Source organism: Spirosoma lituiforme, from assembly GCF_054776635.1.
On the sequence record NZ_BAAHBO010000010.1, the window covers coordinates 177,280 to 204,053 of the forward strand.

The following is a 26,774-nucleotide window of genomic DNA, read 5'->3' on the forward strand; positions in this document are numbered from 1 at the left end:
GTTTCGACTCCCAACACGGACGGGCAAGCCCGTTTGTTTCGCAATTAAGTCAAGATATGACCGTACTGATCAGCAACGCGCATGGGTACTTGAGTCATTCATGGTAGTCGGTTAACCATTTACGGCATCATTCATTTCAGAATAACCCCGGTTAAATTCAATAGTACACACAGAAATTCACCATGAAATTTATTGAGAATCCCGAAGGACTTGAGCAATGCCCATTCAGAGGCACCCGCGTAGGCGGTGCCCTGGGAACCGCCCCCCAGATTGACGATTGGTGGCCCAACCGCCTGCCGGTCGAATTGCTTCACCAGGATCAGCCAGCGGCCAATCCCCTGAGCGACGAGAGTTACAAAGAATTGTTCAACAAGATTGACTTTCCGCAACTCAAGCAGGACATCAAAGCGCTGCTCGTCGATTCGCAGGAGTGGTGGCCCGCCGACTATGCCAACTATGGGCCGCAAATGATTCGCATGGCCTGGCACTCGGCGGGTACCTACCGCATTGCCGACGGACGAGGGGGCGCGGGACAAGCCATGCAGCGGTTTGCGCCCATCAATTCCTGGTGGGATAACGGCAATACCGACAAGTCGCGCCGGTTGCTGTGGCCCATCAAGAAAAAATATGGGGCGTCGTTGTCCTGGGCCGACCTGATTGTATTGACCGGCAACTGCGCGCTCGAAATTATGAACTTCCCTACGTTTGGCTTCGGGGGCGGACGCCGGGATGCCTGGGAGCCCGACCGCAGTACGTACTGGGGCCCCGAGTTCTGGGGCGGCAAACCCGTCGATCAGGTGCCGGCATCGGCCAACCACAAAGGCCACCCCGACGAGATGGTAAACAACAACTTGCGTTGGGTGGGTCAACCCAAAGATGCCCACTACGATCTGGAAAACCCGCTGGCCGCTACCCACCAGGCGCTGATTTATGTGAACCCGGAAGGACCGGCCAACAACGGCGATCCGCAGGATTCGGCTCGCGAAATTCGTGAATCGTTTGCCCGGATGGCCATGGGCGATGAAGAAACGGTAGCCCTGATTGCCGGTGGACACGCCTTCGGAAAGAGTCACGGCATGGTGGCCCCGGAAAAGATCGGCGCTGCTCCCGAAGCTGCCCCCATTCACGCACAGGGCTTTGGCTGGCACAACCCGGTTGGTTCGGGCAACGGCGTAAACACCATGACGAATGGGATTGAGGGTTCCTGGACCCAGCATCCTACCCAATGGGACAACTCGTACCTGGAAAACCTGCTCACGTTCGACTGGAAGAAGGTGGAAAGTCCGGCTGGTTCGACCCAATGGACGCCCATTGATCCAACCGCGCCCAAAACGCCGGATGCCCACGTCGCTGGTCAGCTGAATAATCTGATGATGATGACCTCCGACATCGCGCTTAAGGTAGACCCGGAGTACCGCAAAATATGCGAGAAGTTTCTATCTGATTTCGATTACTTCACGGACGCGTTTTCCCGAGCCTGGTATAAGCTGACGCACCGGGATATGGGCCCAAAAGAACGCTACCTGGGTCCCGAGGTGCCCGCCGACAACATGATCTGGCAGGACCCCCGACCCGATCGGGATTACGAGCTGATCGACGAGGCTGATATCGCTACCCTGAAGCAGCACATCCTGGCCAGTGGTCTCACTGTGTCGGCGCTGGTCTCGGCGGCCTGGTCGGCGGCTTCGGTGTATCGCCATTCGGACAAGCGGGGTGGTGCCAACGGGGCCCGCATCAGTCTGGAACCCCAGAACAACTGGGAACTCAACCGACCGGATGAACTGAACCGGGTGTTGCAGACCCTGCGGGGTATTCAGAGCGAGTTTGACAACCGCCAGTCGGGTAACAAACGCGTTTCGTTGGCTGATCTGATCGTACTGGGTGGCTGCGTGGCCGTCGAAAAAGCGGCTCATGATGCGGGCGTTGCGGTGAGCGTTCCGTTTACGCCGGGCCGCGTGGATACGACCCTGGAACTGACCGACGTGGAAAGCTTCAACTGGCTCAAGCCGGTGTCGGACGGGTTCAAGAATTACCACAATGACAACGTAGGCTACCGGGTGCCTCCCGAGCGGATCTTCCTGGATCGGGCTCAGTTGCTGACGCTGACCGCGCCGGAGTGGACGGTACTGGTGGGTGGCCTGCGGGTGCTGGATCAGAATTACGATTACTCGAAGCACGGGGTGTTTACGGACCGTCCGGGGCAGCTGACCAACGATTTTTTTCAGGTGTTGACCAGCATGGATTACGTGTGGTTCCCTCAGGATCCGCAGGAGATGTTCTTCAATATCCGGGATCGGAAGAGTGGCGAGGTCAAGTATACGGCCACCCGGTGCGATCTGATTTTTGGGTCCAATGCGCAGCTGCGTAACATCGCCGAAGTGTACGGGGCGGACGACGCACAAGAACGGTTTGTGCATGATTTCGTGGCGGCCTGGAACAAGGTGATGATGCTGGATCGGTACGATGTTAAAGACGAATAGCGTCTTGATGCATAGAAACTAATAAATCAATGCCCGGTACCTCCTTGGAGTGGTATCGGGCATTGGTTTGTGAACCTACGAAGCCGCCATTTCTTTATCTGTAACTTACGGGTCTAGAAGTTAAAACAAGGAGTGGAATAGCGAAAGGCAGTAAGCGCCCGCATTACCTGAATCGGGTTCACGCTTTGGCCAGTTGGAAGTAGAACGCGGCTCCGGGTGTTACGTCGGGGTGTAAGCCGATCTGCCCACCCATCGACTGAATGAACTCCCGGGAAATCGCCAGTCCCAGCCCCGTTCCGCTGAAGGGGCCATTGAGGCCAGGGGCTTTGAAATAACGGTCAAAGACCCGATCCCGGTGCTCCTCCCGTAGTCCAGCCCCATAGTCGCGCACCGTAAAGTCAACCTGGTCCTTTACCTGACGAACGGTTATGTCAATGGTAGACTGGTCCGGGCTATGCCGAACGGCGTTGGACAGGAAGTTGATCAGCACCCAGGACGCTTTGTCGGGATCGGCTTTCACGGCGGGTAAATTCGCGGGTATGTTCAGGTTAAACTGAATCTGTTTCTGCTCAGCCTGCGTCTTCAGTGCGTTGGTGGCCACCCGTACCAGTTCGGCGGGGTCCGACGCCTGAATTTGGAGTTGTATCTGACCCGATTCGACCTGGGCCATGTTGAGCAGTTCGCCGGTTAAGCGCAACAGCCGATCCGTATTTTCCTCCACATGCGTGACCATCTCCTGCTGCTCACTGTTCAGATTGCCCAGGCGTTTGTCTGCCAGAAGTTTCAGGCTCATTTTGATGGCCGAAATGGGCGTTTTCAACTCATGCGATACGGTGGCAATAAAGTTCGTCTTGGCCAGATCCAGTTCCTTGTATGACGTAATGTTCAGCAGAACAATCACGTAGCCCGCGTGAACCGGCTTCGTTTCACCCGTTGGCGTTACTTCTACGGCATGAATTTCTTTGCTGTAGTAGCTTTCCTTCCCTTTCCCGAGCAAGCCCGGATCATAAATTTTCAGGAGCCCGGCACCATGCTCCGGCGGACGGATTTCGCCGACCGGGGGTATGCCGGGTTCCCCACGATCGACCATAATATCCTGAATCAGCGAGCGGAGTAAATCGTTGGATGTCGCTACATCGGGCGCGTACTGGCCAATCAGCTTCTGCCGTTCTACCCCCAGCAGGCGCTCGGCAACCGGGTTGATAAACAAAATCCGACGACGTTCGTCCAGCCCGATGATGCCTTCACTCATAATTTCGACCAGCGTATCGATCCGTTTCTTTTCGAACAGGAGCCGGGCTACGTTCGAGTGTTCAAATTCGTACAGCTTCTGGGCCATTGAATTAAAGGAGCGGGCCAGTTCGCCAAATTCATCACTGGAGCTAAAGTGCAGTCGTTCCTCAAAGTTGCGACTGCTGATCTGTTTGATGCCCCGGGTCAGGTCCCGGATAGGCCCCGCTATGTAGCTGGGAATATTGATGACAAACGAGAAAACAACCAGAAAGCAGACCGTACCAATCGACCCCAGCCAGAGCAACGCATCGGAAGCGGTTTGCTCGGCCGTTTTGCTTTTACGAACAATCGCCTGCCGATTGATATCATCGATGGCAAAAAGGTGCTGCCGGATACGGTCGATCGTGGGCGTATCGGTAGCCCCCGCCCGCAGCCGGGTAAACTCCCGACGAACAGCCTGCGTCAATGACTCTTCACCAACTTCCGTTACATTGGCTTCCTGTTTTTTCAGATTGGCATCAAAGTCAGCCAGCGCATCGGGATCATCGAGTGTCGTCAGCGCTTTTTGCATGTTGCTGACAAACTCCAGTGAGATGTAGTTGTCTTTCAGAATCGCTTTGGAATCATTTGCCAGCTGGTTCAGGTAGAAAGCACCCAGGCCCCCTAGTACCAGAATGATGCCGAAGAGAAAGACCAGGGAGAGCGATACTTTGGTTTTAAGTGTCATATCAGGAAAGAATAATCAGGTCCGTATCTGACTCTGAAAGTCTGTTAAGCAGCTGGTTAAAGGCAAATGTTCGTAGAATGATCTGAATCAGGTTAAAGTGGGGCTTTCCGATGCATACAGTCGTGACGTTTCGCGTTTGCACTTCTTCCATAATGCAATTTACGACATTGGCCCCCTTCGCCTGAATAACTTCTGCGCCCAGCTCGGTCGCCAGTTTGAAATTGTTGATCAGATGGCGTTGCAGATCCAGCCGGATACGATCAGGACTTTCGGCGGGCGTTTGCACGTAAAGAACGTACCAGCGAGAATTGTAGTAAGCCGCCAGCCGGGCGGTTTTGCGAATTACCCGCCGGGCTATGTCCGGGTTTGAACTAATGCTGGCCAGTAACCGCTCCGGCTTTGCGTGCAGGTTTTTGGGGATACTCGTTTCAATTTTACGTTCAACGGCTGTGGCCACCTCCCGTAAAGCCAGTTCGCGGAGTTGCAGGATTTTCTCGGGCTGAAAAAAGTTAGTCAGCGCAGTAGCGACTTTAGCCTGATCGTAGATTTTTCCTTCCCTGAGCCGCGTAATCAGTTCATCGGCGGTCAGGTCGATGTTGACTACTTCATCGGCCATGTGCAATACCCGGTCAGGGACGCGTTCGGTCACATCGACATTGGTAATCCCGTGCACCTCATCGTAGAGACTTTCGATGTGCTGAATATTAACCGCCGAAATAACATTGATACCGGCATCCAGAATGTCCAGCACATCCTGCCAGCGTTTTTCATTTTTAGAGCCCGGAATGTTGGTATGGGCCAATTCATCAACGATGGCCAGTTCGGGATGCTGATTGATGATGGTCTGTACATCCATCTCATCCAGCTCCCGGCCTTTATAAAACAGTTTTCGACGCGGAATGATGGGAAGACCATCGATCAGCGCGTGGGTTTCGGCCCGGTTGTGGGTTTCGATAAACCCAATTTTAACATCGATGCCACTTTTTAACAACGCGTGTGCTTCCTGAAGCATGCGATAAGACTTGCCGACGCCCGCGCTCATCCCGATATAAATCTTGAACTTTCCCCGGCGCGATTCCTGAATAAGTCGTAGAAATTGATCAGCCGATTGGTCGCGTTCGTCTGTCATGGAAGTGGATCAGTTAAACGATGTAATACCTATACGTTGTTGAATGGCCGGCGCAGGTAAAAAGCGTATCCGGTAATAAACCCATAAACAAGCAAATTAGCCAGAATACCGACCAGCCAACGGTCCTGTACCTGGGCAAACCACATGATCAGAACGGCCAGTATGTTAACGCGTATGGTCACCAGGCGTGTCAGACTGTGTACCCGCTCGCGAATCGCGAAGGATCGGCTATCCTGCTTTTCGTTAGAATCTGTAGCGGACAGATTGGGCGAAACGCCATAGTATACAAAGCAACTGCCAAACAGATAAAATAGCATTGGTAACCATTCCTGATACAGCGGCTTTTTCCAGATACCCTGGCCGATCAGAAGCAACACAGCCCCCGCCAGCAAAACGGCCGTAGACAGGTATAAGCTAACGAGACGGGAATGACTGAGGCCCGACTGGCGGCTAATGAGCTGTAGAAATATGATTCGTATGGCACCCAGCGACAGAATCGGCCATGAAATACTCGTTAGCCACTGCTCGCGCGTACCGAGTTGATCCGCTTGTCCGGACTGATCAAAATGAAGCGGCAACTGATCGGGCAGCCGCTCCCAGTTTATCAGAAGAACCAGGAATGGCAACACGATCAGCGCTGAGCTTATAAACGAATACACTCGCTTGATTGGCACGATCAAAAAGGTTAGGGTTCAGGGATCAGAAAGCCGGTGAATCAGTAGTGAAAATGCCTGTCTTCAGTAAAACACGCTCCCCTGATTCGTCCAATGGGTCAGAAAGGAACCGCCAGACTGGTTGTCACAGACACGTTGTTGCGCCCGAAGCCACTGGCTGTTTCGAAAATGGCGTCTTTGCTGTTGTACACTTTCCCTTCGATTCGGACAAGGGCTGGTCCGGCGGTTCGATTGGGCAGAATGGCGTAATCGTAGTTGATCGAATAGCCCCAGGTCTGGAATCCGTTCGGCGAACCGGTGGCGATGATGACGCCATTTTTATCATTGTAGTACTCAAGGCGACCGGCCAGATAGCTTTTGTCGCTGGTGGCAAGTCGGGCAATAATAACCGGCGAGTACCATACGTAAGAACCGCTGCCCACCCGTTGATTAGTGCTGACGACTGGCTTCCGGTCTGCGCCAATATCGAAGCCCAGAATAACGCCAACCTTACCCGTGGGATTGATAATGGCATAAACGTTATTGAAGAACCGGCCCTGCCTGAGCGAATCAGGACGATCGGATCCGATGAACGTACTCCAGTTCAGCGTCACGTTCGAGGAAGGCCGGAACTGTACCTGCGTACTAACAGACGGGCCACTATAACCCGGTAATTTAGCCACCCGCTGCCAGCCATTCAGGACCGATCCCAGCAGTGTCCATTTGCCGTTTGCCGTGTTGTATGTCAGTTTGGCACCGGACAGATAGTACGGGGAGTTTTCGGCCAGGATACTCCGGGTCAGCGTCCAGCAGTCTTTGGAAATCGCGCTTTCAAAACCAATATGTGAAGCGAAAATGCCGGCATCCAGCCAGAGGTCTTTATCAGCGCTGAGCTTAATGCCCGCATTGGCTTCGAAGATATTCCTGACCAGCGCCTGCTCGGCTGCGTAGTTGTATTGCGCATAGGTACCCACCTGAATGGCCAGATTGGCCCGGACGCGCTCGCTCACGTAAGCCCCTTTAAGGAACGCCAGGTTGATGTTTACCTCCCGGTTTCGCTTATGGTTGTAGAGAAAAGCCGGACGTTCCTGCGCTGTTTTGGGTGCCGTAAAGTCGTGACTGTAATAGGCTTCGATGTAACCTGATACGGTTAGTCCCGAATTGGGTGCTACCGTGGTGAGTGCCTGCGTGGGGGCCGAGGTCTTGGTTGTATCCGTTGTCTGGGCCAGCGAAGCGGTCAGTACACCAGCCACCAGGGCTGATGTGGTAAAAATAGTTTTCATAGTTATTGTTTTGTTGTACTCACGTTGTTGATCATGTCTGTCTTACCGAATAGGAGAGTCAGGCATGAGTTTTTGAAAAATCAGGGCCTGTTAGCCTGGGTTAAAAATTCCGCGATTGGACCTATAGCCAGTGCTGGAAAGGAGCTTAACGCACCGATAATGAGAATAATAGCTGTTAACAGGAGGCCAAATGTCCACGATTCGGTAGGTAATATGCCTGCGGTAGGAGGGGTGTACTGCTTTTCGAACAACAGACCACCGATGGCCAGCGGTCCGATAATGGGTATGAACCGGCCAAAGAACATCACAACTGCCGTAGACAGATTCCAGAAGGGGGTATTATCGCCTAGTCCCTCAAAACCCGACCCGTTACCAGCCGCCGAAGAAACATACTCATATAACATCGTTGTAAAGCCGTGGTAGCTCTTGTTGCTCAACCAGCCGATGTCTGGATTGACATTCTGAATGACCGTTGCTATCGCCGTAGCTCCCAGCGATAGCAACGGTAGGACGACAATGATGAAAGTAGCGATCTGGATCTCTGGAATACTGACCTTTTTACCCAGTAATTCAGGCGTCCGGCCAATCATCAGACTACCGATGAAAATAGCCAGGATAACGTATAGAAACATGTACAGAAAACCCGTGCCGACTCCACCATAAAAGGCATCCAGTTGCATCCCAAGCAGCATAAATAGTCCCGACAAGGGGGTGTAACTATCATGCATGGAGGTCAGCGTACCCGCCGGAATGACGATGTTTACCCCACACCAGAAAGCCGATGCCAGCGCACCAAACCGCATTTCTTTCCCTTCCAGGCTCCCGCCCGATTGGTCAATGCCCAGTTGGCTGATTGCTATATTCCCGCCGAGTTCCTGCTGAATTATCGACAGGGTCAGCACCAGCCAGCAGCCGGTCATGATCGTAAACAGGATGATAGCCAGCTTCCGGCGATTCAGAAAATAGCCCAGGAAAATAACAAACGCCATCGGCAGCACCACTACATCGATCAGGTTGATGATGTAGCTGACGAAGTTGGGGTTCTCGAATGGGTGCGCCGTATTTGCCCCGTAGAAACCGCCCCCGTTTGAGCCCAGGTGCTTGATCGACAGCATAGCTGCCACCGGGCCGGTCGTCACCGTCTGGTCGAGGCCTTCCAGTGTTTTGATGGCCTGATAGGGTTCGAACGTCATCGGAACGCCCGTGAACGTCAGTAGCACCGCGCTTAGCAAGGCGATCGGTAAAAAAATCCGGGTAATCGACAGGACAAAATCCTGGTAAAAATTACCGACGCTCGAACTGGTTTTAGCCTGCAACGACCGCACCACCGTTACGCCAACGGCCAAGCTCGTTCCCGCCGAAACGAACTGAAGAAAGGTTAGCACCGCCATCTGGATGAAATACGTGACCCCGTTTTCTCCCGAATAATGCTGTAAGTTCGTGCTGGTCAGAAAACTGATTGCGGTGTTGATGGCCAGCGTCCATTCCATAGACGGGATACCGCCCGGTGTGGATTCGCCCTGATTCCAAAGCGGGATATCCGCCTGCACCAGTAGCAGAATATACCCGTACACCAACCACAAGCCATTGATGGTCAGCATGGCTACGGCGTACTGTCGCCAGGTCATGGGTAGAGTCGGGTCGATGCCGCCCAGTCGGTACAGGAATCTCTCTAGCGGAGCGAGAAAATCCAATCGGCTCGGCTCGCCTTTGAACACGCGGTTCATGTACCACCCAACCCCGATGGCTAACCCAACGGCCAGGCCAAACAACAGACCAAGCCCCAAGTATTGCGTTATCATAATGCTGTTTAATCACTGAACCGAGTCGGCTCGGTTATCAACCGGACCGACCGGCAATCGCTTATTTTACTTGGTCGAGGGCTACATTCAGCGCCAGCACATTTACTTTGGCTGGGCCAAAAATGCCCAACAGGGGCCCTTCCGTCTGCTGATCAACCAACTGGTTTAGCCGCTCTGCCGAGATACCCCGTGCTTTAGCAACGCGGGCCACCTGAATCTTGGCTCCGGCAGGCGACAAATCCGGGTCCAATCCAGAGCCGGAGGCTGTTACCAGTTCGGCAGGAATATCGGCTTTGCTGACGCCAGGATTATGAACCAGAAACGTATCGATGCGGGTCTGTACCGTTTTCAGATAGTCCGGGTTAGAGGGGCCTTTGTTAGACCCCGCTGAACCGGCTGCGTTATACTCTACGGCGGAAGGGCGGCTGTTGAAATATCGATCTTCCGTGAATTTCTGGCCAATCAATTTGTAGCCTACCACCTTTCCGTTGACGGTAACGGTTTCGCCTTTGCCACCACCGGGCGCTAACCGGGCAATGCCGGACACAAGCAACGGATAAATGACGGATAACAAGACCAGCATGACAAGTGTCAGGCGAATGGCTGGTGCCAAGTGCGTTTTCATGCGATTTATAGTTTAATGGTTATTGTAGAGACGCAACCCTTTGCGTCTCTATTCTTATCGTTTTTACACAAATAATCCGACGGCCAGATCAATCAATTTGATACCGACAAAGGGGGCAACCAGACCGCCAACACCGTACAGCAACAGGTTCCGGCGGAGCAGGGCACTGGCTCCGATTGGTTTATAATCTACCCCCCGCAGGGCCAGCGGAATCAGCATGGGAATGATGATGGCATTGAAAATTACGGCCGACAGAATAGCGGACTCCGGCGAGTGCAGACGCATGATGTTGAGGGCCTGTAAGGCCGGAATCGACAGGGTAAACAAAGCGGGTACAATGGCGAAATACTTGGCTACGTCGTTGGCAATGGAAAACGTCGTCAGCGTTCCGCGCGTGATCAGCAACTGTTTACCAATTTCAACCACTTCGATCAGTTTGGTTGGGTCATTGTCCAGGTCTACCATGTTGCCGGCTTCTTTGGCCGCCTGGGTTCCTGAGTTCATCGCCACACCCACGTCGGCCTGGGCCAGAGCAGGAGCGTCGTTGGTGCCGTCGCCCATCATGGCTACCAGTTTGCCACCGGTTTGTTCCGTGCGGATGTACTGCATCTTGTCTTCCGGCTTGGCTTCGGCAATGTAATCATCGACGCCCGCTTTTTCGGCAATGAACTTGGCCGTCAATGGGTTATCGCCGGTGACCATTACCGTTTTTACGCCCATTTTACGAAGCCGTTCGAAGCGTTCGGCGATGCCCGGTTTAATGATGTCCTGTAATTCGACAACACCTTTCACTTCTTCGTTTTCGATCACGACCAGGGGCGTTCCGCCGTTGGCGGCAATCTCCCTGGCTTTCTTGTCCGTTTCGGGAGGAAAATGATTCCCGGCCCGTTCAACAATGGTACGGATTGAGTCTGTGGCACCCTTTCTGATTCGTTCGCCTGTGGCAAGATCAATCCCCGACGAACGAGTTTCGGCCGTAAACTTGATCAGTTTTGAGCCGGTGGTGTTCAGGTTCCGGGTGACATCGCCCCCCCCCTCTCCGCTGCGGGCCAGTTCAACAATCGACTTACCTTCCGGGGTATCATCGGCCAGGGAGCTCAGGGCCGAAACCCGAATCATATCGTCTTGCTTGATTCCCGGTGCCGGATAAAAATGGGTCGCTTTCCGGTTGCCGATGGTGATGGTACCCGTCTTGTCGAGCAGCAGCGTGTCAATGTCACCGGCGGTTTCAACAGCCCGGCCCGATTTGGCAATGACGTTTGCCCGCAGCGCCCGGTCCATACCCGCAATCCCGATGGCCGATAACAAGCCCCCAATAGTCGTCGGAATTAGACAAACGAAGAGCGAGATCAGGGCGGCTATCGTAATGGGGGTGTTGGCATAGTCGGCAAAGGGCTTTAAGGCCACGCAGACGATGATAAAAATCAGCGTGAAGCCAGCCAGCAAAATTGTTAACGCAATTTCGTTTGGTGTTTTCTGCCGGGTAGCGCCCTCCACGAGCGCGATCATTTTATCCAGAAACGACTCGCCGGGCTGGGTCGTTACTTGTACTTTGATCTTGTCGGACAGTACTTTGGTGCCTCCCGTTACGGATGATTTATCACCCCCGGCTTCACGAATGACCGGTGCCGATTCGCCCGTAATGGCTGACTCGTCGATTGTGGCCAGGCCTTCGATAATTTCCCCGTCCGATGGAATGGTATCACCTGGTTCGCAGATGAATACATCGCCCTTTTTAAGCTGAGCCGATGAAATGGTCTGCACTTCGTCGAGCTTCATGTTTCCCACGGGCCGAATAACTTTAGCGGGTGTTTCCTGCCGGGTTTTTCGGAGTGATTCGGCCTGGGCCTTGCCCCGCGCTTCGGCAATGGCCTCGGCGAAGTTGGCAAACAGAACCGTAATGAGCAGAATCAGCGTAATAAAAATATTGTACGTTAACGATCCTTGCGACGTATCACCCGAAAGGGCGATGTAAACCGTTACCAGCACCATAATCAGGGTACCAATTTCGACGGTGAACATGACCGGATTCTTAATCAGGATGGCAGGATTCAGTTTAACAAATGATTCCCGTATGGCTGTGCCAACGAGTTCCCGCTGAAACAAGTTGGTAGGGGCCGATGATTGCTTTGCCATGTTGGTATTCTTTTAGTAGTCACGCCGACAAACGGCGTAACGGGTTTTAGTTAAGTGAGAAATATTCGGCTAGCGGTCCCAGCGCCAGGGCGGGGAAAAAGGACAGGGCCGTAAGAATGAAAATGACGGCAAAAATCATCAGGCCAAACGTCGCTGTATCCACGGGTAATGTTCCCGCCGATTCCGGAACGTACTTCTTGCGAGCCAGCAAGCCAGCAATCGCAATTGGTCCGATAATGGGGATGAATCGTCCCAGAATCAGTACAATACCCGTTGTGTAGTTCCAGAAAAAGTTGTTATCGCCCAGTCCTTCGAAGCCCGATCCGTTGTTGGCATTCGCCGAGGTCATCTCGTAAAGCATTTCCGAGAAGCCGTGAAAACCGGGATTGTTAAGCCAGGCAGCGGGCTTTACGGCCCAGCTGGACGCCACCCCGGCGGCATCGCCATGCTGCATAAAAATCCAGGCCGCCAGCGCCGTACCACCCTTCACCAGAAAAGCACTCAGCAGCGCCACAATGGAGGCAATCTTGATTTCTCGGGCTTCCACTTTTCGGCCGAAGAGTTCCGGCGTTCGTCCCACCATCAACCCTGAAATGAAGACGGCAATGATCAGGAAAAAGTAAAAGTTCAACAGCCCGGCCCCGACGCCCCCGTAAAAGGCATTCACCATCATGCCCAGCAGCTCCATAACCCCCGACATCGCCATGGAAGAATCGTGCATGGAGTTGACCGACCCCGTTGAAATGACTGTTGTGGCAATGCTCCAATAGGCTGAGGCCAGGGTGCCAAACCGCACTTCTTTCCCTTCCATAGCCCCCGTTGGCTGGCTAACACCCAGGTGAGCGATAGCGGGGCTACCACCTAATTCGGTGATGATCGTTGGCACGACCAGAAGAAGAAATCCGATGGTCATCACCCCATAAATCATCCAGGCAAAGCGTTTCCGATTGATGAAAAAACCAAGGGCGAAGATCATCGCTATGGGGATGACCATTTGAGCGATCATCTCAACCATGTTGGTCAGGTAGTTGGGGCTTTCCAGCGGGTGCGATGAGTTGGCCCCAAACCAGCCACCGCCATTGGTGCCCAAATGTTTGATGGCGATCATACCCGCGGCTGGTCCCCGCGATACGTTCACCGTATCACCCTGCATCGTAACGATTGTGTCTTTCCCGTCGAAACTGGCGGGCACGCCGTTAAGCACCAAAATCAGGGCGACAATGAGCGAGCCAGGTAACAGAAGCCGGGTAATGGCTTTGGTAAACAGGACGTAAAAGTTGCCAACCGTTTCAGCCATTTGTGGCAGGAACGAGCGAAACAACAGCACCGCTGCGGCTATACCGGTTGCTGCCGACGTGAACATCAAAAACATCATGACGGCCAGTTGCGTCAGGTAGGTTGCCCCCGACTCACCTGAGTAGTGCTGCAAATCGCAGTTAACCATAAAACTGATGGCCGTATTAAAGGCCAGATCGGGGGTCTGCGAGGGGTTACCGTCGGGGTTAAGCGGCAGACTTCCCTGAGATAGTAGCAGCCCGAACGCCAGCACAAACCAAACCAGATTGATTGTCAGGAGCGCAGCCAGATTCTGTTTCCAGGTCAGGTCAGCGGTTGGATCAATGCCCCCCAGTCGATAAATCAGCCGTTCCAGCGGCTTCATAAAATCGAACGCCGATCGGGAGGCCGCATCCCCGCCGGTGCGGTTTGGTTCGTCTTTAAATACTTTAGCAAGGTACTTGCCCAGCGGAATCGCCAGCAGGACCGTCAGTCCATACATGGCCAGTACGCCAATCCATTCGGTTGTCATTGCGTAATGAAAAAATAGGTTAAAAATTTTCTGGTTTAATCAGCACATACAGCATGTAGGCGAAAACCAGCAGCGCTACAATAAAGACGAGAGTGATCATAAGGAGGGGAGTTAAATCAGATGCGTTCGAACCACTCGATGGCTTTGTAGAATAGGACAAAGCAGCCTAGTGCCGAACCTAGTAGAAGCAGAAGCGTACCCATGTTTGCGTGTGTTACTGTTTTAGTTTATAACACAGTGCCAAAAAGCCAGCCAGCATTTGCGGTACTGACTCAATAGGAAGATAACTAACTGACAAACAGTGATATAGTTGATAGGTGCGAAGGGGGTAAAAACGCTGGATAACAAAAAACCTTATCAAAATGACAAGGTTAGTTCCCATTTTGATAAGGTTTTTTGTCGTGCTGTTTGGTGCCGTTCGACTGGTGCCAAACGACCTGTTGGCTATTAATCGATGAAGTGGTGGCCGATTCTTAAAGCGGCCACCACGAGGTTTCTCAAAACCAAACGAAGAGAATACCTGCACCCGGTTTTAAGAAACCTCGCGGTTCCGGTTCCGGATAACCGGAACCATAAACTAATACGACTGGATTAATGAATAAGGGTAGCTGCGGAAATGAAAATAGCCGCTGTCGTGACCAGCTGATACTGTTCTATCTTGCGATATAACGTACTTAACCCGATACCAAGCAGGCGGGCTGTTTCGGCTTTGTTACCGTGCGTGTAATTCAGGGTTTGAGCAATATGCTTTTTTTCGACGGCGGCCAGGTCAAAGGCGGGACTCGTAGTTGTATTAGCCGCCGATTGCACATCCAGGGGTAAAAACTCCGGCAACAGGGTGGGGCCGTCGTTTAAAATGACCGCCCGTTCAATGACGTTTTTTAACTCCCGAATATTTCCCTTCCAGCTGTAGCGCATAAGTGCATCTAAAAAGGCGGGACTTAAGACCATCGGCTTTTTACCCAGTTTCGCGGCCCCAAGCCGGGCAAACTGCTCGGCCAGTAAAGGAATGTCTTCCCGGCGCGCGTGCAGACCGGGCAGTTCGATGGCAAATACCGAAAGTCGGTAAAACAAATCGAGCCGGAAATGGCCCTGACTGGCTTCCTGTTCCAGGCTCCGGTTCGTAGCGGCAACGATGCGTACGTCGACCTGCGTAGGCTTCGTATCGCCGACTCGGGTGAACTCGTGGGTTTCCAGAACGCGCAGCAACTTAGCCTGAAGGTCGAGCGGCATTTCCCCGATTTCGTCCAGAAACAACGTACCCTTATGTGCTTCGGCAAATAATCCTTTCTGGTCGCGGTTGGCCCCCGTAAAGGCTCCGGCGCGGTGTCCAAAGAGTTCGCTCTCCAGGATTTCTTTGCTCAGTGCCCCGCAGTTGATGGCAACAAACGGACCCGCTCGACGCGGGCTGGCTTGGTGAATGGCCTGCGCGAATACTTCTTTTCCGGAACCTGTCTCACCGGTTAACAGCACCGTTGTATCCGTTGTCGCGACTTTACGGGCCAGGTCAATGGCCTGCCGAATCGCCCGCGATTGCCCCAGTATACTGTCAAAGCTATACCGTTGCTGCACCTGATCTTCCAGATGCCTGATTCGCCATTGCAACTGGGCCTTGTCCATGGCCCGATTTACTAAGGGAATCAGCTTGTCATTATCATCCCCTTTGGTAATGTAATCGAATGCGCCGTTTTTCATGGCGGTTACTCCGTCGGCAATGGTACCGTAGGCGGTCAGAACAATGATTTCTACCGCTGGATAGGCTTGTTTGATCTGAGCCGTCAGGTCTATTCCATTGGCGTCGGGAAGCTTAACATCGCAGACCACCACATGAACTTCGGTTTGCTGAAGTACGCGTAGACCGCTTCGGGCCGAATCTGCCTCCAGGACTTTAAATTCTTCCAAACTCAGGATACGAGCCATCAACTGCCGTAGCTTGGGTTCGTCGTCAATCAGCAAAAGGGTACCGAGCATCGATGTAGGGGGCAACTTGTTACAAATCTACTCGGAAAACAGGTTAATCAGTGTGTGTAGAAAGTCCATACTGAGGCACAGGCTTTGAATAAACAGGTAGTACACAACGGCCATTACTATCGTGCCAAAAGTTGTAGTTGCCTTGTAAATAACTGAAGATCAGTTTTGCTGTATGTAAGTGTCCGGGTAAGGTACGTAGCGTGACCAGGTTATTTTGGTAATGTATTTTATCAAAATGGTAGGATCGACGAATGTTCCACCGCGACGGGTAAACGATCAGAGTGACTGCGCAGAGGAGATATGATGAGGCTACTGGCATAGTAGTATGCAGCTATTAGCTTATAGCTTTGCTGGTGGTTCCGTATGATCCGGCGTTTGCACCAGTGTAGGGTCGCGAAGCCGCCCAACGCTCCTTGTGGTATTTATCTTCACTGGGCATTTCAGCAAGCATTAACACTGGAGCCGGTTTATTTGCACAATTTCCTGTAGCTAACTACCTTAGGCAGTCTTCGACTAATGAGCCTCTTGAGTTGGAGGGCATGTTTGCTATGAATGTGTTTGTGGATTGGGTGGTTCTGTTTCAAATCTTCTGTATTGTTCAGGGTTGTACCACCGGGCTGTGGTTACTGGTGAGTAAAACAAAGCAACCGGCTTTTTTCTGGTTGGGCTGGCTCGTGTTAGGATTGACGCTGCAAGTGGTTGACTTTTGGTTGTCTCGAACGGGAATCTATGCCCAGCATAACAATTGGTATTTTACTCCCCTGTTCTTCTCGTGGGGGTTTGGTCCTCTCCTCTATTTTGCTGTTCAGACCTGGATGCACCAACCCGTTCGCTTCAAGGGTTGGCATCTGGCCCCAATGATGGTTCAGTTTGCTTTTTTTCTCTTCATCAGCTTACACACTCTTGAGTATAAAACCTGGTTCTGGAAGGCGATTCATAAACCAGTCACCCGCTACGTAGAATATTATGGCATGTGCTTTTCCATGTTCATCTACCTAAAACTGAGTTTAAGTCAGTTGCCAAAACAGCCCGGTCCACTGGGCTGGTTTCGTTGGTTTTTGACTGGACTAGTCGGCTTTTATACAATAGCCGTGATCGATCCGCTCCTTAATCAGTGGTATCTGCCGGAACGACATCCTAAATTTTACTTAACAGAGTTTATTCTCCCTGTCTTCACTTATTGGCTCGCGTTAATTACCCTAATACGTAGCCGGAATCGGTCCATCGAGAAGATAAAGTTGGCAAGCCCGGTTTCCGATAACCACATCAACCGGATCATCGACGCCCTTGAAAAAGATAAGCTATACCGAGACTCTGATTTAACCCTGGATCGACTTGCTCAACGAGTTGGACTATCAGCCAATACAGTTTCTCAGGCCATTAACGCAGGATTGGGGAAGTCGTTGCCGGATTACCTGAACGAACTGCGTGTTAACGATATCAAGCGACGACTACAACGGGGAGAGGCCCAACAGTTCAGCCTGTTAGGCATTGCCCTGGATGCTGGTTTTGGTTCTAAAACTACCTTCAACCGGGTCTTCAAAGAACACACGGGTCAATCGCCCAGTGCGTATTTAAAGGAGTGCCAAACTACCCGATGGGACGATTCAGGCCAGCGAACCAGCCATGTTTGACAAAAAATCGTCTATGAAAGCTTATATCTGGCTTGCAATACTGGCAAGCCCTTATTGTTTGGGACAAGTGGTGGATACCAAGCAGGAAGCCGTCGAGCAGGGATTGACTACTTACATTCCTGTCGTCGGCCAGCCCAGATGGACCATTGCCGAGCGGATGAAAGCCTACGGTATTCCGGGCGTTAGCATAGCCGTGGTACACCAGGGCAAGCTGGCATGGGCCAAAGGATATGGATGGGCCGACACCACCCGTCGACTTCCAGTAACCACAGAAACTCTTTTCTCGGCGGGTTCGGTCAGCAAACCAGTCGCAGCCGTAGCGGCTCTACAGCTGGTTGAACAAGGGATAATGAGCCTGGATACGCCAATTAATCGATACCTGACTTCCTGGAAAATACCGGAGTCCGATTTCACCCGACAGCGAGCCGTGACGCTTCGGCAACTCCTGAGCCATACGGCCGGAGCGACTCAGCATGGTTTCTGGGGCATTCAGCCGGAAGATCCTCTGCCAACAGTGGTTCAAATTCTGAACGGCGATTCGGTTGCTCAATCCCGTCGCATTGAGATAAGTTTTCGGCCGGGCACTCAATGGCGTTATTCCGGGGGGGGTGTTATGATTGCCCAATTAGCCGTTATGGATCAGACGCACAAGCCCTATGCTGACTTTGTTTATCAGACTGTTTTAGCGCCTTTGAGAATGACCTCCAGTACGTTCGAACAACCGCTGCCTGCTCGGTACAAAGACCAGGCCGCCTGGGCCTATTGTCGGCAAGACTGGTTTAAAGGAAAGCCTTATGTCTACCCCCAGCAGGCCGCTGCGGGTCTGTATACCACACCGACCGATCTGGCCAAATTCATGATTGAATTGCAACGGGCTTATCAAGGCAAGTCAACCCTTCTCTCGCAGACGGTGGCTCAGGAAATGCTGCACCCCGAAGCGCGCGACATTTTTGGTGGATCAGGCTATAGCGTTGACCGAATGGCTCTGGACAGTACCAACATGGGCTTGGGCTTTTTTCTAACCCAGCGGTCTGATGGCCAGTCCGACCAGTACTTCTTCCATTCAGGACAAAATGCTGGGTTTGTGAGTATGTTTATGGGGAGTCTTCACGAGGGAAACGGAGTAGTCGTGATGGTCAATGAAAATGATGGTACCGGTCTCATCAATGAAATTGTTCGCAGTGTAGCCCAGGTCTATCACTGGTCAAATGTACTACCCGGTGCTATCAAACCAGTGCGCTTGCGATCGGATCAATTGGCTGCCTATGAAGGCACTTACAAACGAAATGATGAACTGATCTATTTAACCCGCAAAGGCGATCACCTGGTTCAAAAGGGTACTTCCTGGCGGATGGGCATCGATGTTTACCCAACAGGTCGTAACACCGTCCGATTCACGGATTACGTAACGGAAGGCGTCTTTGTGCGTGATGCGACTGGAAAAGTCAAAGCCTGTCGAGGCCTGCTTAACGGCAAAGTAATGTGGGAAATGACCAAGATAAACTGAATAAAGTTAGCCGACCACTCGCCAATACGATCTGAATGGAGAACTGTGCTGCCATTCGCTGTTATGTAGATTTATATCCCTGTTAGTGCGCTCAAGGACAGGGGTGATGTCGAAAATTCGCAGGTAGTCATAACCGAATTTGTCAGGTTGAGAAGGCATAAAAAACGAACAGGCCCGGTTACGCTACCGGGCCTGTTCTCTTATCGTATCCGTTAATGATCCAGGTTAATGCACTGTGGCTAAATCGGGAGCTGAGACAGAGTCAGCCGTGTAAGGTTTTGCCTGATACCCTTTATTCAGCCCAACCGCTATCCACAGTATATCGCCCGTGGTTAATTCAACACCGGATGAAAAGTCGTATTTGGGTGTTCGAAACAGGTCCTCACTATGGGGGATGAGCCGGAACCACTCCCGGTCACCAATCTCGTTAAACTCATGCGTAGCCACATATTGTTGAATGTCCCCCTGGGTCAGGATGGGAATGGGATTGTGGGCCTCGGTATTCATGATGTTGTTATTTAGAGATATTTTTTACCTATATAACGAAGAAGAGGGGGGAAAACGTTTAAAAACACGATCAAGAATAAGCATATTACTTGTTTGCTGCGTAGCGGGTTGCGTACAAACAAAGACCCCCTACGCGTTAGGTCGGAGAACCAATACGTAGGGGAAGCGCGGACAAGGTTACCAGCCAAGCCCACCGGGGGCAAAGGTATAATAGCTTGGCGGTGGATACAAGTCAATTCAGATAAAGCTGGCGGAGATCAGTTGGCACCGGCTGATAAAGAAGAAATATCGCCTACAAAATTCTATAAGACCGGCTCATGATAATTTTGTTAAGGAGTAGATCTAAACATAAAGTACTGATAAACTGAACGTGATGTTGGCGTAAAGCTGGGGCTCTACCTTTAACCCGGCAGGCATTGACGCTTACCAGGATTTTTACGTTTATCTCCATTGATTCGAAACGGAACCCAAACCATGAAAGCGCCCATTTATTTTTTAGCTATCCTTTTTCCGTTTCTGCCAGTTGTTGCCCAGAAAACAGCACGGTCCAGGCACCCCAAAAACATCATCTTTATGGTCGGTGATGGTATGGGAACGGCCCAGATTTTTGCGGGTCTCACGGCCAATCACGGCACACTTAACCTGATGCGCTGTACCGCCATCGGCTTCCAGAAAACACAGTCGGCGGATGCTTTCGTGACCGACTCAGGTGCGGGAGCAACAGCCTTCGCCATTGGCAAAAAAGCCAAAAATGGGGCAATCGGTGTCGATGCGAATGAAAAGCCTCACCCAACAATTCTCGAAACAGCAAAAAAGAGCGGCCTGGGTACAGGCATCGTGGTCACCTGTTCCATTACCCATGCTACACCGGCCAGCTTTTATGCCCACGTTCCGTCGCGATCGCAGAACGAAGACATTGCCGCCCAACTGCTCACGAGTAATGTCGATGTATTTGTTGGTGGTGGGCAGAAGTATTTTACAAAACGTGCCGACGGGAAAAATCTGGCAGATGCCTTTAAAACCAACGGCTATCAGGTCGCCGATTCTACAGCCGATGTCAATCAGTTCACGACGGGGAAGCTCGCCTTTTTTACGGCCAGTGGCGAACCTAAACCGATTGCCGAAGGGCGGGGTGCTATTCTGCTCAATGGAACCCAAACGGCGATTCGGTTACTCGACCAATCAAAAAAAGGGTTTTTCATGGTGATCGAAGGCTCACAGATTGATTGGGGCGGCCATGCCAACAAGACCAGCTATATCACCAGCGAAATGCTGGATTTCGATAAAACCATTGGTGCTGTACTGGATTTTGCCCAGAAAGACGGCAATACGCTGGTTGTGATTACGGCCGACCATGAAACGGGTGGACTGGCTATAACCGATGGTGATATGCAGGCCGGCCAGGCCGAAGGAAAATACGTTACCAAAGGGCACACTGGCATCATGGTTCCGGTATTTGCCTACGGGCCTGGCGCCGAAGCTTTTATCGGCATTTATGAAAACACAACAATCTACGATAAAATGATGGCGGCTTTTGCGCTTCGTTTGCCTTAATCAACTTTATTTTTGTCAAAAAAACGCACTCTTCTACTGACCCATCCTTGTCTCGACTATAACCTTCGGACAGGATAAAGAACGCTGGTTGACAACGCAAAACGACTGTCACGCTCGACGGTACCAGCAATTTCCACGATTTAGGTGGCTACCCAAATGGCCAGTCCGGTTTACGTTCAAAGCGCCTTCGAGGCCATTGACCGGCAATCCGGTTAGATGGCTAAATTTCTGGCGCAGGAAATGGAATTGACGCCAACAAAACTGGCTTAGTTATGGGACAGATACGTGAGTGAAAAATAAACGTTATAACCGATTATCAGCGTACAATCGGGCCTTTATTCACCGTACGCTGAAGTACCCGATTCACGGAATACACGACGCCATTGGTTGCACGGACATCGGCCTGTAGCACTTCCGCTACCGTACCCCGTCCATCTTTAATGGTCATGCTGTTTCCCTGTTTGTGAACGACCAGAATCTGCCCGGTCAGATTTGTCAGGTTCTGGCCGTCTTTTAACTGGTCGGAGGTGAGTCTTCCTTTAACAACGTGGTAGGCGAGAAATTGGATGAGCCGTTGTTTGCTCGATGGTAATAATAACTCGCTTAACTCACCATCCGGAAGCTGCGAAAAAGCTGCATTCGTGGGCGCAAACACGGTATAGGGACCTTTGTCATTCGCTTTTTTAAGCAAACCAGAAGCCTCCAGCAACTGAAGCAACGTAGTATGTTCGGCCGATTTGGCTGCGCTCAGACCCAGGCTGGTCCCCGTCTTACTACCGCTGGCTTTCAGCGGGGTGGACTCCTGCCCCGTTGCTGAGGTTTTGGTTTGCGCCGTTGCTGATGCGGATAAGATTAATAAGGAAACACTGACGAGTGAAAAAATAACGTTGTGGGTCAGTTTCATGATTCAGTAGGTTGAATGGTCAGCCAACAGGGCGACGAGGTATCTGCTGTAACACTAACCTGTAGGTTCATCTAATGTTTCCTGTGGCAGATGGGTAGATACACCAGTTACTTACTGCCAGCCACCCCCCAATGCCCTGTATAAATCCGTTACTGCCAGGAACTGCGCCTGTTTCGTATTAATGAGTGCCAGTTCGGCTTCCAGAACGCTACGTTGGGCGGTGATAACTTCCAGGTAGGAGGCATAGCCACTGACAAACAGATCGTTCGACGTCGTAACAGCGGTCTGTAAGGTGGCTACCTCCTGGGCCTGTAACTCAGCTACGCCACGGTAATTTTCCACTCCTTTCAGGTTGGTGGTTACCTCGCTGAAACCCGTCAGGATTGTTTGCTGATACCGATACAGAGATTCCCGGCTCTGCGCTACCGACTGTTTGTAGTTGGCTTTTATAAAGCGCCGGTTCAGGACCGGACCAGACAAACCTCCCAGCAATCCGGCGGCTATTGATGCTGGATTGAACAACACCGCTGCGCGGAAGGCGTTCAGGCCCAGATACGCGTTTAGATTCAGGCTGGGCAGAAATTCGGCCCGCGCTACCTCGATGTCTACATTGGCCGCCTGAAGTTCGAGCTCAGCCTGCTGAATGTCGGGTCGGCGAATCAGCATCTGGGCGGGAATCCCCGTCAGCACCTGGCCCGGTAGTTCGCGATCTTGTAAGGAATTGCCCCGGGCAATGGGTTGGGGATAGCGGCCCAGCAGCCGGTTCAACTGATTCTCATTCTCGATAATTTGCTGGCGGACCTGGCCCTGCCGGCTCCGGGTATTCAGCAACTGAGCCGAAAACTGCTGAACGGCCAGTTCTGTTACCCGCCCCGCTTCTTTCTGAATACGAACCAACCCAAGGGCGTTCTGCTGGTAGTTGATGTTTTTCTGGATGATTTCCAGTTCACCGTCCAGTGCCAGCAACCGGTAATAGTATTGGGCTACTTCGGCGACAAGGGCTGTAACAACCGCATGACGCCCTTTCTCGGAGGATAGAAACCGTAGGTAAGCTGCTTTCCGGCGGTTCCGCAACTTCCCCCAGATATCCACTTCCCATGTACTTCGGGCACCCAGAAAATAGTCCGGTGTCGGGTTTGGAATGACCAGGTTCCCCCGAATGTTATTGGACAGATTCGTATCGAAATTTCCCACCCCATTCAGCGTATTCTGGCCATAACGATCTACCCCCGCCGATGCTACAGCGTTTACCTGCGGAGCCAGAAAGCCACGGGTGTAATCGAAGGCGGCCCGTGCGGCCTCAATTCGCTGAGTGGCGATCTGTAAATCCAGGTTGCCCCTCAGCGCCGTATCAATAAGCTGCACCAGATGGGCATCGGCGAAAAAAGTTCGCCAGTTCTGGCTGGCGATACCCAGCGTATCGGCCCGTCCGGCAAAGGAAACAGGCATCGGGCGAGCGGATGGATGGAGCAGTGGTCTTGGCAGTTGGCAACTACCGAGCAGGCCAACGATCAGGAGAAAATAGCAACTGGAACGAACTGACTTATTTAGAAATGACGGCGCCATTGACGTGCGGTTGGGTGGATAAACGAACCGACGTCGTGTCGGCTTTCTGAACAGGATTGTTGTTCTGATCATCGATGGGCTGGCTGGATCCGAATCGTTCTGCGAGTTTGGCGAAGAAAACGTACAGACCGGGAACGATGAGGAGCCCAAACAGGGTACCTGTGAACATACCCCCGGCCGCGGCCGTACCGATGGACCGATTGCCCAGCGCACCCGCACCCGATGCCATACAGAGGGGAATCAGGCCCGCAATAAAGGCAAAAGAGGTCATCAGGATTGGGCGAAGCCGCGAAACCGCGCCCTCGACAGCTGCGTCCAGAATCGATACTCCTTCGCGCTGACGCTGGCTGGCAAATTCGACAATCAGAATGGCGTTCTTACCCAGCAAACCGATGAGCATGACCAGGGCTACCTGCGCGTAAATGTTATTCTGCAATCCCATCAGTTGCAGGAAGAAAAAGGAACCGAATATGCCGGTGGGCAAAGACAGGAGCACCGATAAAGGCAGGAACACGCTTTCGTACTGGGCCATTAGAAGGATGTATACGAATACCAGACAGATTGCAAAAATGTAAAGTGCCTGGTTGCCCGATTCAACCTCCTCCCGCGACATACCGGACCATTCGAAGGCGTATCCTTTAGGTAATGTACTGGCCGCTACTTCCTGAACGGCCCGAATGGCGTCACCACTGCTGTAACCGGGAGACGCATCGCCGTTGATCATCGCCGAAGGGTACATATTATAGCGGGTAATCTGCTCGGGGCCATACACGCGCTCCAGCCGGACGAAGTTGGCGTAGGGGACCATCTCGCCCTGATCGTTTTTGACCCGCATGTTCAGCACGTCTTCGGGCTTGGTCCGGTAACTGGGCGCGGCCTGTACCATCACTTTATACATTTGCCCGAACCGGATGAAATTAGACGCGTAGTAGCTTCCCATCATTGTTTGCAGCGTACTCATGGCATTGTCGATGGATACCCCTTTTTGGGCTGCTTTTTCCTGATCGACGTGCAGTAAATACTGAGGAAAGCTGGGGTCGAAACTGGTAAACGCGTTGCTGATTTCAGGGCGTTGTTTCAGGGCTGCAATAAATTTCTGGGCCACATCAGCCGTCTTCGACAGATCGCCACTGCGTCCCCGATCCAGCATCCGCACTTCAAATCCACTTGAATTACCGAAGCCCGGCACGGTAGGTGGTGGAAAAAATTGAATCGTAGCGTCGTTGATGTGTTTGGTTTTTTCTTCCAGGGTGGTAATCAACTCCTGCATCGATACGGTTCGTTCGTCCCAGTGCTTGAGGTTAATCATGCCCATGCCATAAGAGGCCCCGGCTCCGTCCGTCATCAGGCTGAATCCCGCGAGCGTCGAAACGTTCTCGACCGATTCCTGTTCCGAGGCAATCGCTTCAATGGCATCCAGTACTTTCTCCGTTCGGTCGACGGTAGCACCGACGGGGGTCGTAACGTTGACGTAGATCATACCCTGATCTTCGGTCGGGATAAAGCCACCTGGTAATATGGTACTGATGCCCCAGGTTGCCAGAATAAACAGCCCCAGCACACCCCACGTAACGGCGCCCCGGTGCGCCACCCGACGCAGCAACCCCTCATATTTGCTGGCAACCCATTCGTAGCGTTCATTGAAGCGGGTGAAGAAACGGCCCAACAGCCCTGTCTGCTCACCATGTACAGGACGAAGCAAAATAGCGCACAAAGCGGGCGTAAGCGTTAACGCATTGATACCGGAAATAACAATGGCAATGGCCAGCGTTAACGAGAACTGCCGGTAGAAAATGCCCACCGGACCACTCATGAACGCCACCGGAATAAATACCGCCGACATGACCAGGGTGATGCCCACGATGGCTCCGGCAATCTCGCCCATAGCGGCAAACGTAGCGGCTCGGGGCGTTAACGGGCCAGACCCGCCACTGGATTCTTCCATTTTGGCGTGAACAGCCTCCACGACCACAATGGCATTATCGACAACGATACCAATGGCCAGCACCAGCGCGAACAGCGTCAACAGATTGATGGAGAAGCCGATGTAGCTCATAAAGGCGAATGTGCCAATCAGGGCGACCGGAACCGCCAGCGCGCAAATCAGCGTAGAACGCCAGTCCTGTAAAAATAAAAAGACGATGATAAACACCAGCACAAAGGCCTCGATCAGGGTGCGAATGACCTCATGAATAGACGCGTCCAGAAAACGCGATACGTCGTAGGCGTAGTTGTAGGTCATTCCTGAGGGAAACGAACTTTCTTTCAATTCGGCCATCCGCGTTTTGACATTGGCAATTACGTCGCTGGCGTTGGAACCAGGCCGCTGTTTGAGCATAATAGCCGCGGATGGCCGCCCGTCGTTCTTGGACAGGATTCCGTAGTCCAGCGACCCGAATTCGACTTCGGCAATATCTTTCAACCGGAGCAACGACCCATCCGGATTGGTCCGTAGAATGAGGTTTTCGTACTGAGCAGGTTCGAAAAACTTACCCGTGTAGCGGAGAACGTACTGAAGGGTCTGGGGAGCCCGGTCGGCGCTTTCACCCGCTTTGCCGGGGGCCGCTTCGACGTTCTGCTTGCGAATACCCGCAATAACTTCGTCGGGCGAGATGTCGTAAGCCGTCATCCGATCGGGTTTGAGCCATACCCGCATGGAATAGTCCCGATTACCCATGATTGCGGCAAAGCCCACGCCGTCGATCCGCTTCAGTTCGGCCAGTACATTAATGTCGGCGAAGTTGTAAATGAATTTCTCATCGACCTTGGGGTCTTCACTAACAATGTTGAGGTACAGTAACATGCTGTTCACCTCTTTCTCCGTCACAACCCCGGCTTTGATGACTTCTTCGGGTAATTCATCCATGACGGTCGTTACGCGGTTCTGTACGTTGACCGCTGCCAGATCGGGATCCGTGCCGACTTTGAAAAATACGGTGATGAGTGTGGAGCCATCATTGCCCGACGTAGAAGTCATGTAGGTCATGTTGGGCACCCCATTGATCGCTCGTTCGAGTGGGGTGGCTACGGCTTTGACACTAACATCCGCACTGGCACCCGTGTATTTGGTCGTGACTGTCACCGAAGGAGGCACAATATCGGGAAACTGCGTAACGGGTAAACCCGTCAGAGCTAGCACCCCCAGCAGGACAATAAGTACGGAGATCGCCGTCGAGAGTAAAGGCCTTTTTACGAACGTATTGAACATAAGTCAGTTAGTTTCAGGTTGATCGAGGGCAGTGTAGCCTCAGGTGAT

General features: G+C 52.3%; 18 protein-coding genes. 4 read left to right on the forward strand and 14 right to left on the reverse strand.

Annotated elements, in window-relative coordinates; all coding sequences use genetic code 11:
* Positions 1–182 precede the first annotated feature (182 nt).
* The gene (gene katG, locus ACYU87_RS25100) at positions 183–2,480 is read left to right on the forward strand and encodes a catalase/peroxidase HPI (protein WP_461136760.1); all 2,298 of its coding nucleotides are present in this window, start codon (positions 183–185) and stop codon (positions 2,478–2,480) included.
* 178 nt (positions 2,481–2,658) lie between these two features.
* On the opposite strand, the gene ACYU87_RS25105 is transcribed toward katG, so the two are convergent.
* The 10 genes from ACYU87_RS25105 to ACYU87_RS25150 all read right to left on the reverse strand — a co-directional run bounded on the left by ACYU87_RS25105 (position 2,659) and on the right by ACYU87_RS25150 (position 15,846).
* Positions 2,659–4,440 carry a sensor histidine kinase gene (locus ACYU87_RS25105; protein ID WP_461136761.1) on the reverse strand — a complete coding sequence of 594 codons (1,782 nt, stop codon included), beginning with the start codon at positions 4,438–4,440 and terminating at the stop codon, positions 2,659–2,661.
* Position 4,441: 1 nt separating this feature from the next.
* Positions 4,442–5,569: a sensor protein KdpD gene (locus ACYU87_RS25110; RefSeq protein WP_461136762.1), complete on the reverse strand. Its 1,128-nt coding sequence runs from the start codon at positions 5,567–5,569 to the stop codon at positions 4,442–4,444.
* Positions 5,570–5,598: 29 nt separating this feature from the next.
* Positions 5,599–6,243 carry a DUF1648 domain-containing protein gene (locus ACYU87_RS25115; protein ID WP_461136763.1) on the reverse strand — a complete coding sequence of 215 codons (645 nt, stop codon included), beginning with the start codon at positions 6,241–6,243 and terminating at the stop codon, positions 5,599–5,601.
* A gap of 98 nt (positions 6,244–6,341) precedes the next feature.
* Positions 6,342–7,505, reverse strand: a complete 1,164-nt coding sequence (locus tag ACYU87_RS25120) for a porin (protein WP_461136764.1) — start codon at positions 7,503–7,505, stop codon at positions 6,342–6,344.
* A gap of 80 nt (positions 7,506–7,585) precedes the next feature.
* Entirely contained in the window at positions 7,586–9,307 is a 1,722-nt protein-coding gene (gene kdpA, locus ACYU87_RS25125; RefSeq protein ID WP_461136765.1) for a potassium-transporting ATPase subunit KdpA, read from the reverse strand.
* A gap of 61 nt (positions 9,308–9,368) precedes the next feature.
* A complete protein-coding gene (locus ACYU87_RS25130) occupies positions 9,369–9,932 on the reverse strand; it encodes a K(+)-transporting ATPase subunit C (RefSeq protein ID WP_461136766.1) in 564 nt (187 codons plus the stop codon).
* Between the two features lie 63 nt (positions 9,933–9,995).
* Positions 9,996–12,068 (reverse strand): potassium-transporting ATPase subunit KdpB, encoded by a 2,073-nt coding sequence (gene kdpB, locus ACYU87_RS25135; protein WP_461136767.1) that lies wholly within the window; start codon positions 12,066–12,068, stop codon positions 9,996–9,998.
* Positions 12,069–12,114: 46 nt separating this feature from the next.
* The gene (gene kdpA / locus ACYU87_RS25140; RefSeq protein WP_461136768.1) at positions 12,115–13,875 is read right to left on the reverse strand and encodes a potassium-transporting ATPase subunit KdpA; all 1,761 of its coding nucleotides are present in this window, start codon (positions 13,873–13,875) and stop codon (positions 12,115–12,117) included.
* A gap of 19 nt (positions 13,876–13,894) precedes the next feature.
* Complete coding sequence (locus ACYU87_RS25145) at positions 13,895–13,975, reverse strand: potassium-transporting ATPase subunit F (RefSeq protein ID WP_124908155.1); 81 nt, start codon at positions 13,973–13,975, stop codon at positions 13,895–13,897.
* Positions 13,976–14,466: 491 nt separating this feature from the next.
* A complete protein-coding gene (locus tag ACYU87_RS25150) occupies positions 14,467–15,846 on the reverse strand; it encodes a sigma-54-dependent transcriptional regulator (protein WP_461136769.1) in 1,380 nt (459 codons plus the stop codon).
* Positions 15,847–16,385: 539 nt separating this feature from the next.
* Between ACYU87_RS25150 and ACYU87_RS25155 the strand changes: the two genes are divergently transcribed.
* Positions 16,386–17,480: a helix-turn-helix domain-containing protein gene (locus ACYU87_RS25155; protein WP_461136770.1), complete on the forward strand. Its 1,095-nt coding sequence runs from the start codon at positions 16,386–16,388 to the stop codon at positions 17,478–17,480.
* A gap of 13 nt (positions 17,481–17,493) precedes the next feature.
* Positions 17,494–18,987, forward strand: coding sequence for a serine hydrolase domain-containing protein (locus ACYU87_RS25160; RefSeq protein WP_461136771.1), 1,494 nt, complete (start codon positions 17,494–17,496; stop codon positions 18,985–18,987).
* A gap of 225 nt (positions 18,988–19,212) precedes the next feature.
* Here ACYU87_RS25160 and ACYU87_RS25165 read toward each other — a convergent pair whose 3' ends face one another.
* Complete coding sequence (locus ACYU87_RS25165) at positions 19,213–19,494, reverse strand: hypothetical protein (RefSeq protein ID WP_461136772.1); 282 nt, start codon at positions 19,492–19,494, stop codon at positions 19,213–19,215.
* Between the two features lie 474 nt (positions 19,495–19,968).
* Between ACYU87_RS25165 and ACYU87_RS25170 the strand changes: the two genes are divergently transcribed.
* Entirely contained in the window at positions 19,969–21,048 is a 1,080-nt protein-coding gene (locus ACYU87_RS25170; protein ID WP_461136773.1) for an alkaline phosphatase, read from the forward strand.
* A 316-nt stretch (positions 21,049–21,364) separates the two neighbouring features.
* Here the strand turns inward: ACYU87_RS25170 and ACYU87_RS25175 are convergent, their stop codons facing one another.
* From ACYU87_RS25175 to ACYU87_RS25185, 3 genes are all read right to left on the reverse strand, one after another.
* The gene (locus ACYU87_RS25175) at positions 21,365–21,952 is read right to left on the reverse strand and encodes a fasciclin domain-containing protein (protein WP_461136774.1); all 588 of its coding nucleotides are present in this window, start codon (positions 21,950–21,952) and stop codon (positions 21,365–21,367) included.
* Positions 21,953–22,063: 111 nt separating this feature from the next.
* The gene (locus tag ACYU87_RS25180; protein WP_461136775.1) at positions 22,064–23,518 is read right to left on the reverse strand and encodes a TolC family protein; all 1,455 of its coding nucleotides are present in this window, start codon (positions 23,516–23,518) and stop codon (positions 22,064–22,066) included.
* The gene (locus ACYU87_RS25185) at positions 23,496–26,726 is read right to left on the reverse strand and encodes an efflux RND transporter permease subunit (protein ID WP_461136776.1); all 3,231 of its coding nucleotides are present in this window, start codon (positions 26,724–26,726) and stop codon (positions 23,496–23,498) included. The genes ACYU87_RS25180 and ACYU87_RS25185 overlap by 23 nt, the downstream gene beginning before the upstream one ends.
* Between the last annotated feature and the right edge of the window lie 48 nt (positions 26,727–26,774).

Coding starts and splice junctions, on each gene's coding strand:
- ACYU87_RS25110 (WP_461136762.1), bottom strand. CDS start 5,569: ATGACAGACGAACGCGACCAATCGGCTGATCAATTTCTACGACTTATT.
- ACYU87_RS25130 (WP_461136766.1), bottom strand. CDS start 9,932: ATGAAAACGCACTTGGCACCAGCCATTCGCCTGACACTTGTCATGCTG.
- ACYU87_RS25160 (WP_461136771.1), top strand. CDS start 17,494: ATGAAAGCTTATATCTGGCTTGCAATACTGGCAAGCCCTTATTGTTTG.
- ACYU87_RS25155 (WP_461136770.1), top strand. CDS start 16,386: ATGTTTGCTATGAATGTGTTTGTGGATTGGGTGGTTCTGTTTCAAATC.
- ACYU87_RS25175 (WP_461136774.1), bottom strand. CDS start 21,952: ATGAAACTGACCCACAACGTTATTTTTTCACTCGTCAGTGTTTCCTTA.
- katG (WP_461136760.1), top strand. CDS start 183: ATGAAATTTATTGAGAATCCCGAAGGACTTGAGCAATGCCCATTCAGA.
- kdpA (WP_461136765.1), bottom strand. CDS start 9,307: ATGATAACGCAATACTTGGGGCTTGGTCTGTTGTTTGGCCTGGCCGTT.
- ACYU87_RS25180 (WP_461136775.1), bottom strand. CDS start 23,518: ATGGCGCCGTCATTTCTAAATAAGTCAGTTCGTTCCAGTTGCTATTTT.
- ACYU87_RS25105 (WP_461136761.1), bottom strand. CDS start 4,440: ATGACACTTAAAACCAAAGTATCGCTCTCCCTGGTCTTTCTCTTCGGC.
- ACYU87_RS25185 (WP_461136776.1), bottom strand. CDS start 26,726: ATGTTCAATACGTTCGTAAAAAGGCCTTTACTCTCGACGGCGATCTCC.
- ACYU87_RS25120 (WP_461136764.1), bottom strand. CDS start 7,505: ATGAAAACTATTTTTACCACATCAGCCCTGGTGGCTGGTGTACTGACC.
- ACYU87_RS25145 (WP_124908155.1), bottom strand. CDS start 13,975: ATGATCACTCTCGTCTTTATTGTAGCGCTGCTGGTTTTCGCCTACATG.
- ACYU87_RS25170 (WP_461136773.1), top strand. CDS start 19,969: ATGAAAGCGCCCATTTATTTTTTAGCTATCCTTTTTCCGTTTCTGCCA.
- kdpB (WP_461136767.1), bottom strand. CDS start 12,068: ATGGCAAAGCAATCATCGGCCCCTACCAACTTGTTTCAGCGGGAACTC.
- ACYU87_RS25165 (WP_461136772.1), bottom strand. CDS start 19,494: ATGAATACCGAGGCCCACAATCCCATTCCCATCCTGACCCAGGGGGAC.
- kdpA (WP_461136768.1), bottom strand. CDS start 13,875: ATGACAACCGAATGGATTGGCGTACTGGCCATGTATGGACTGACGGTC.
- ACYU87_RS25150 (WP_461136769.1), bottom strand. CDS start 15,846: ATGCTCGGTACCCTTTTGCTGATTGACGACGAACCCAAGCTACGGCAG.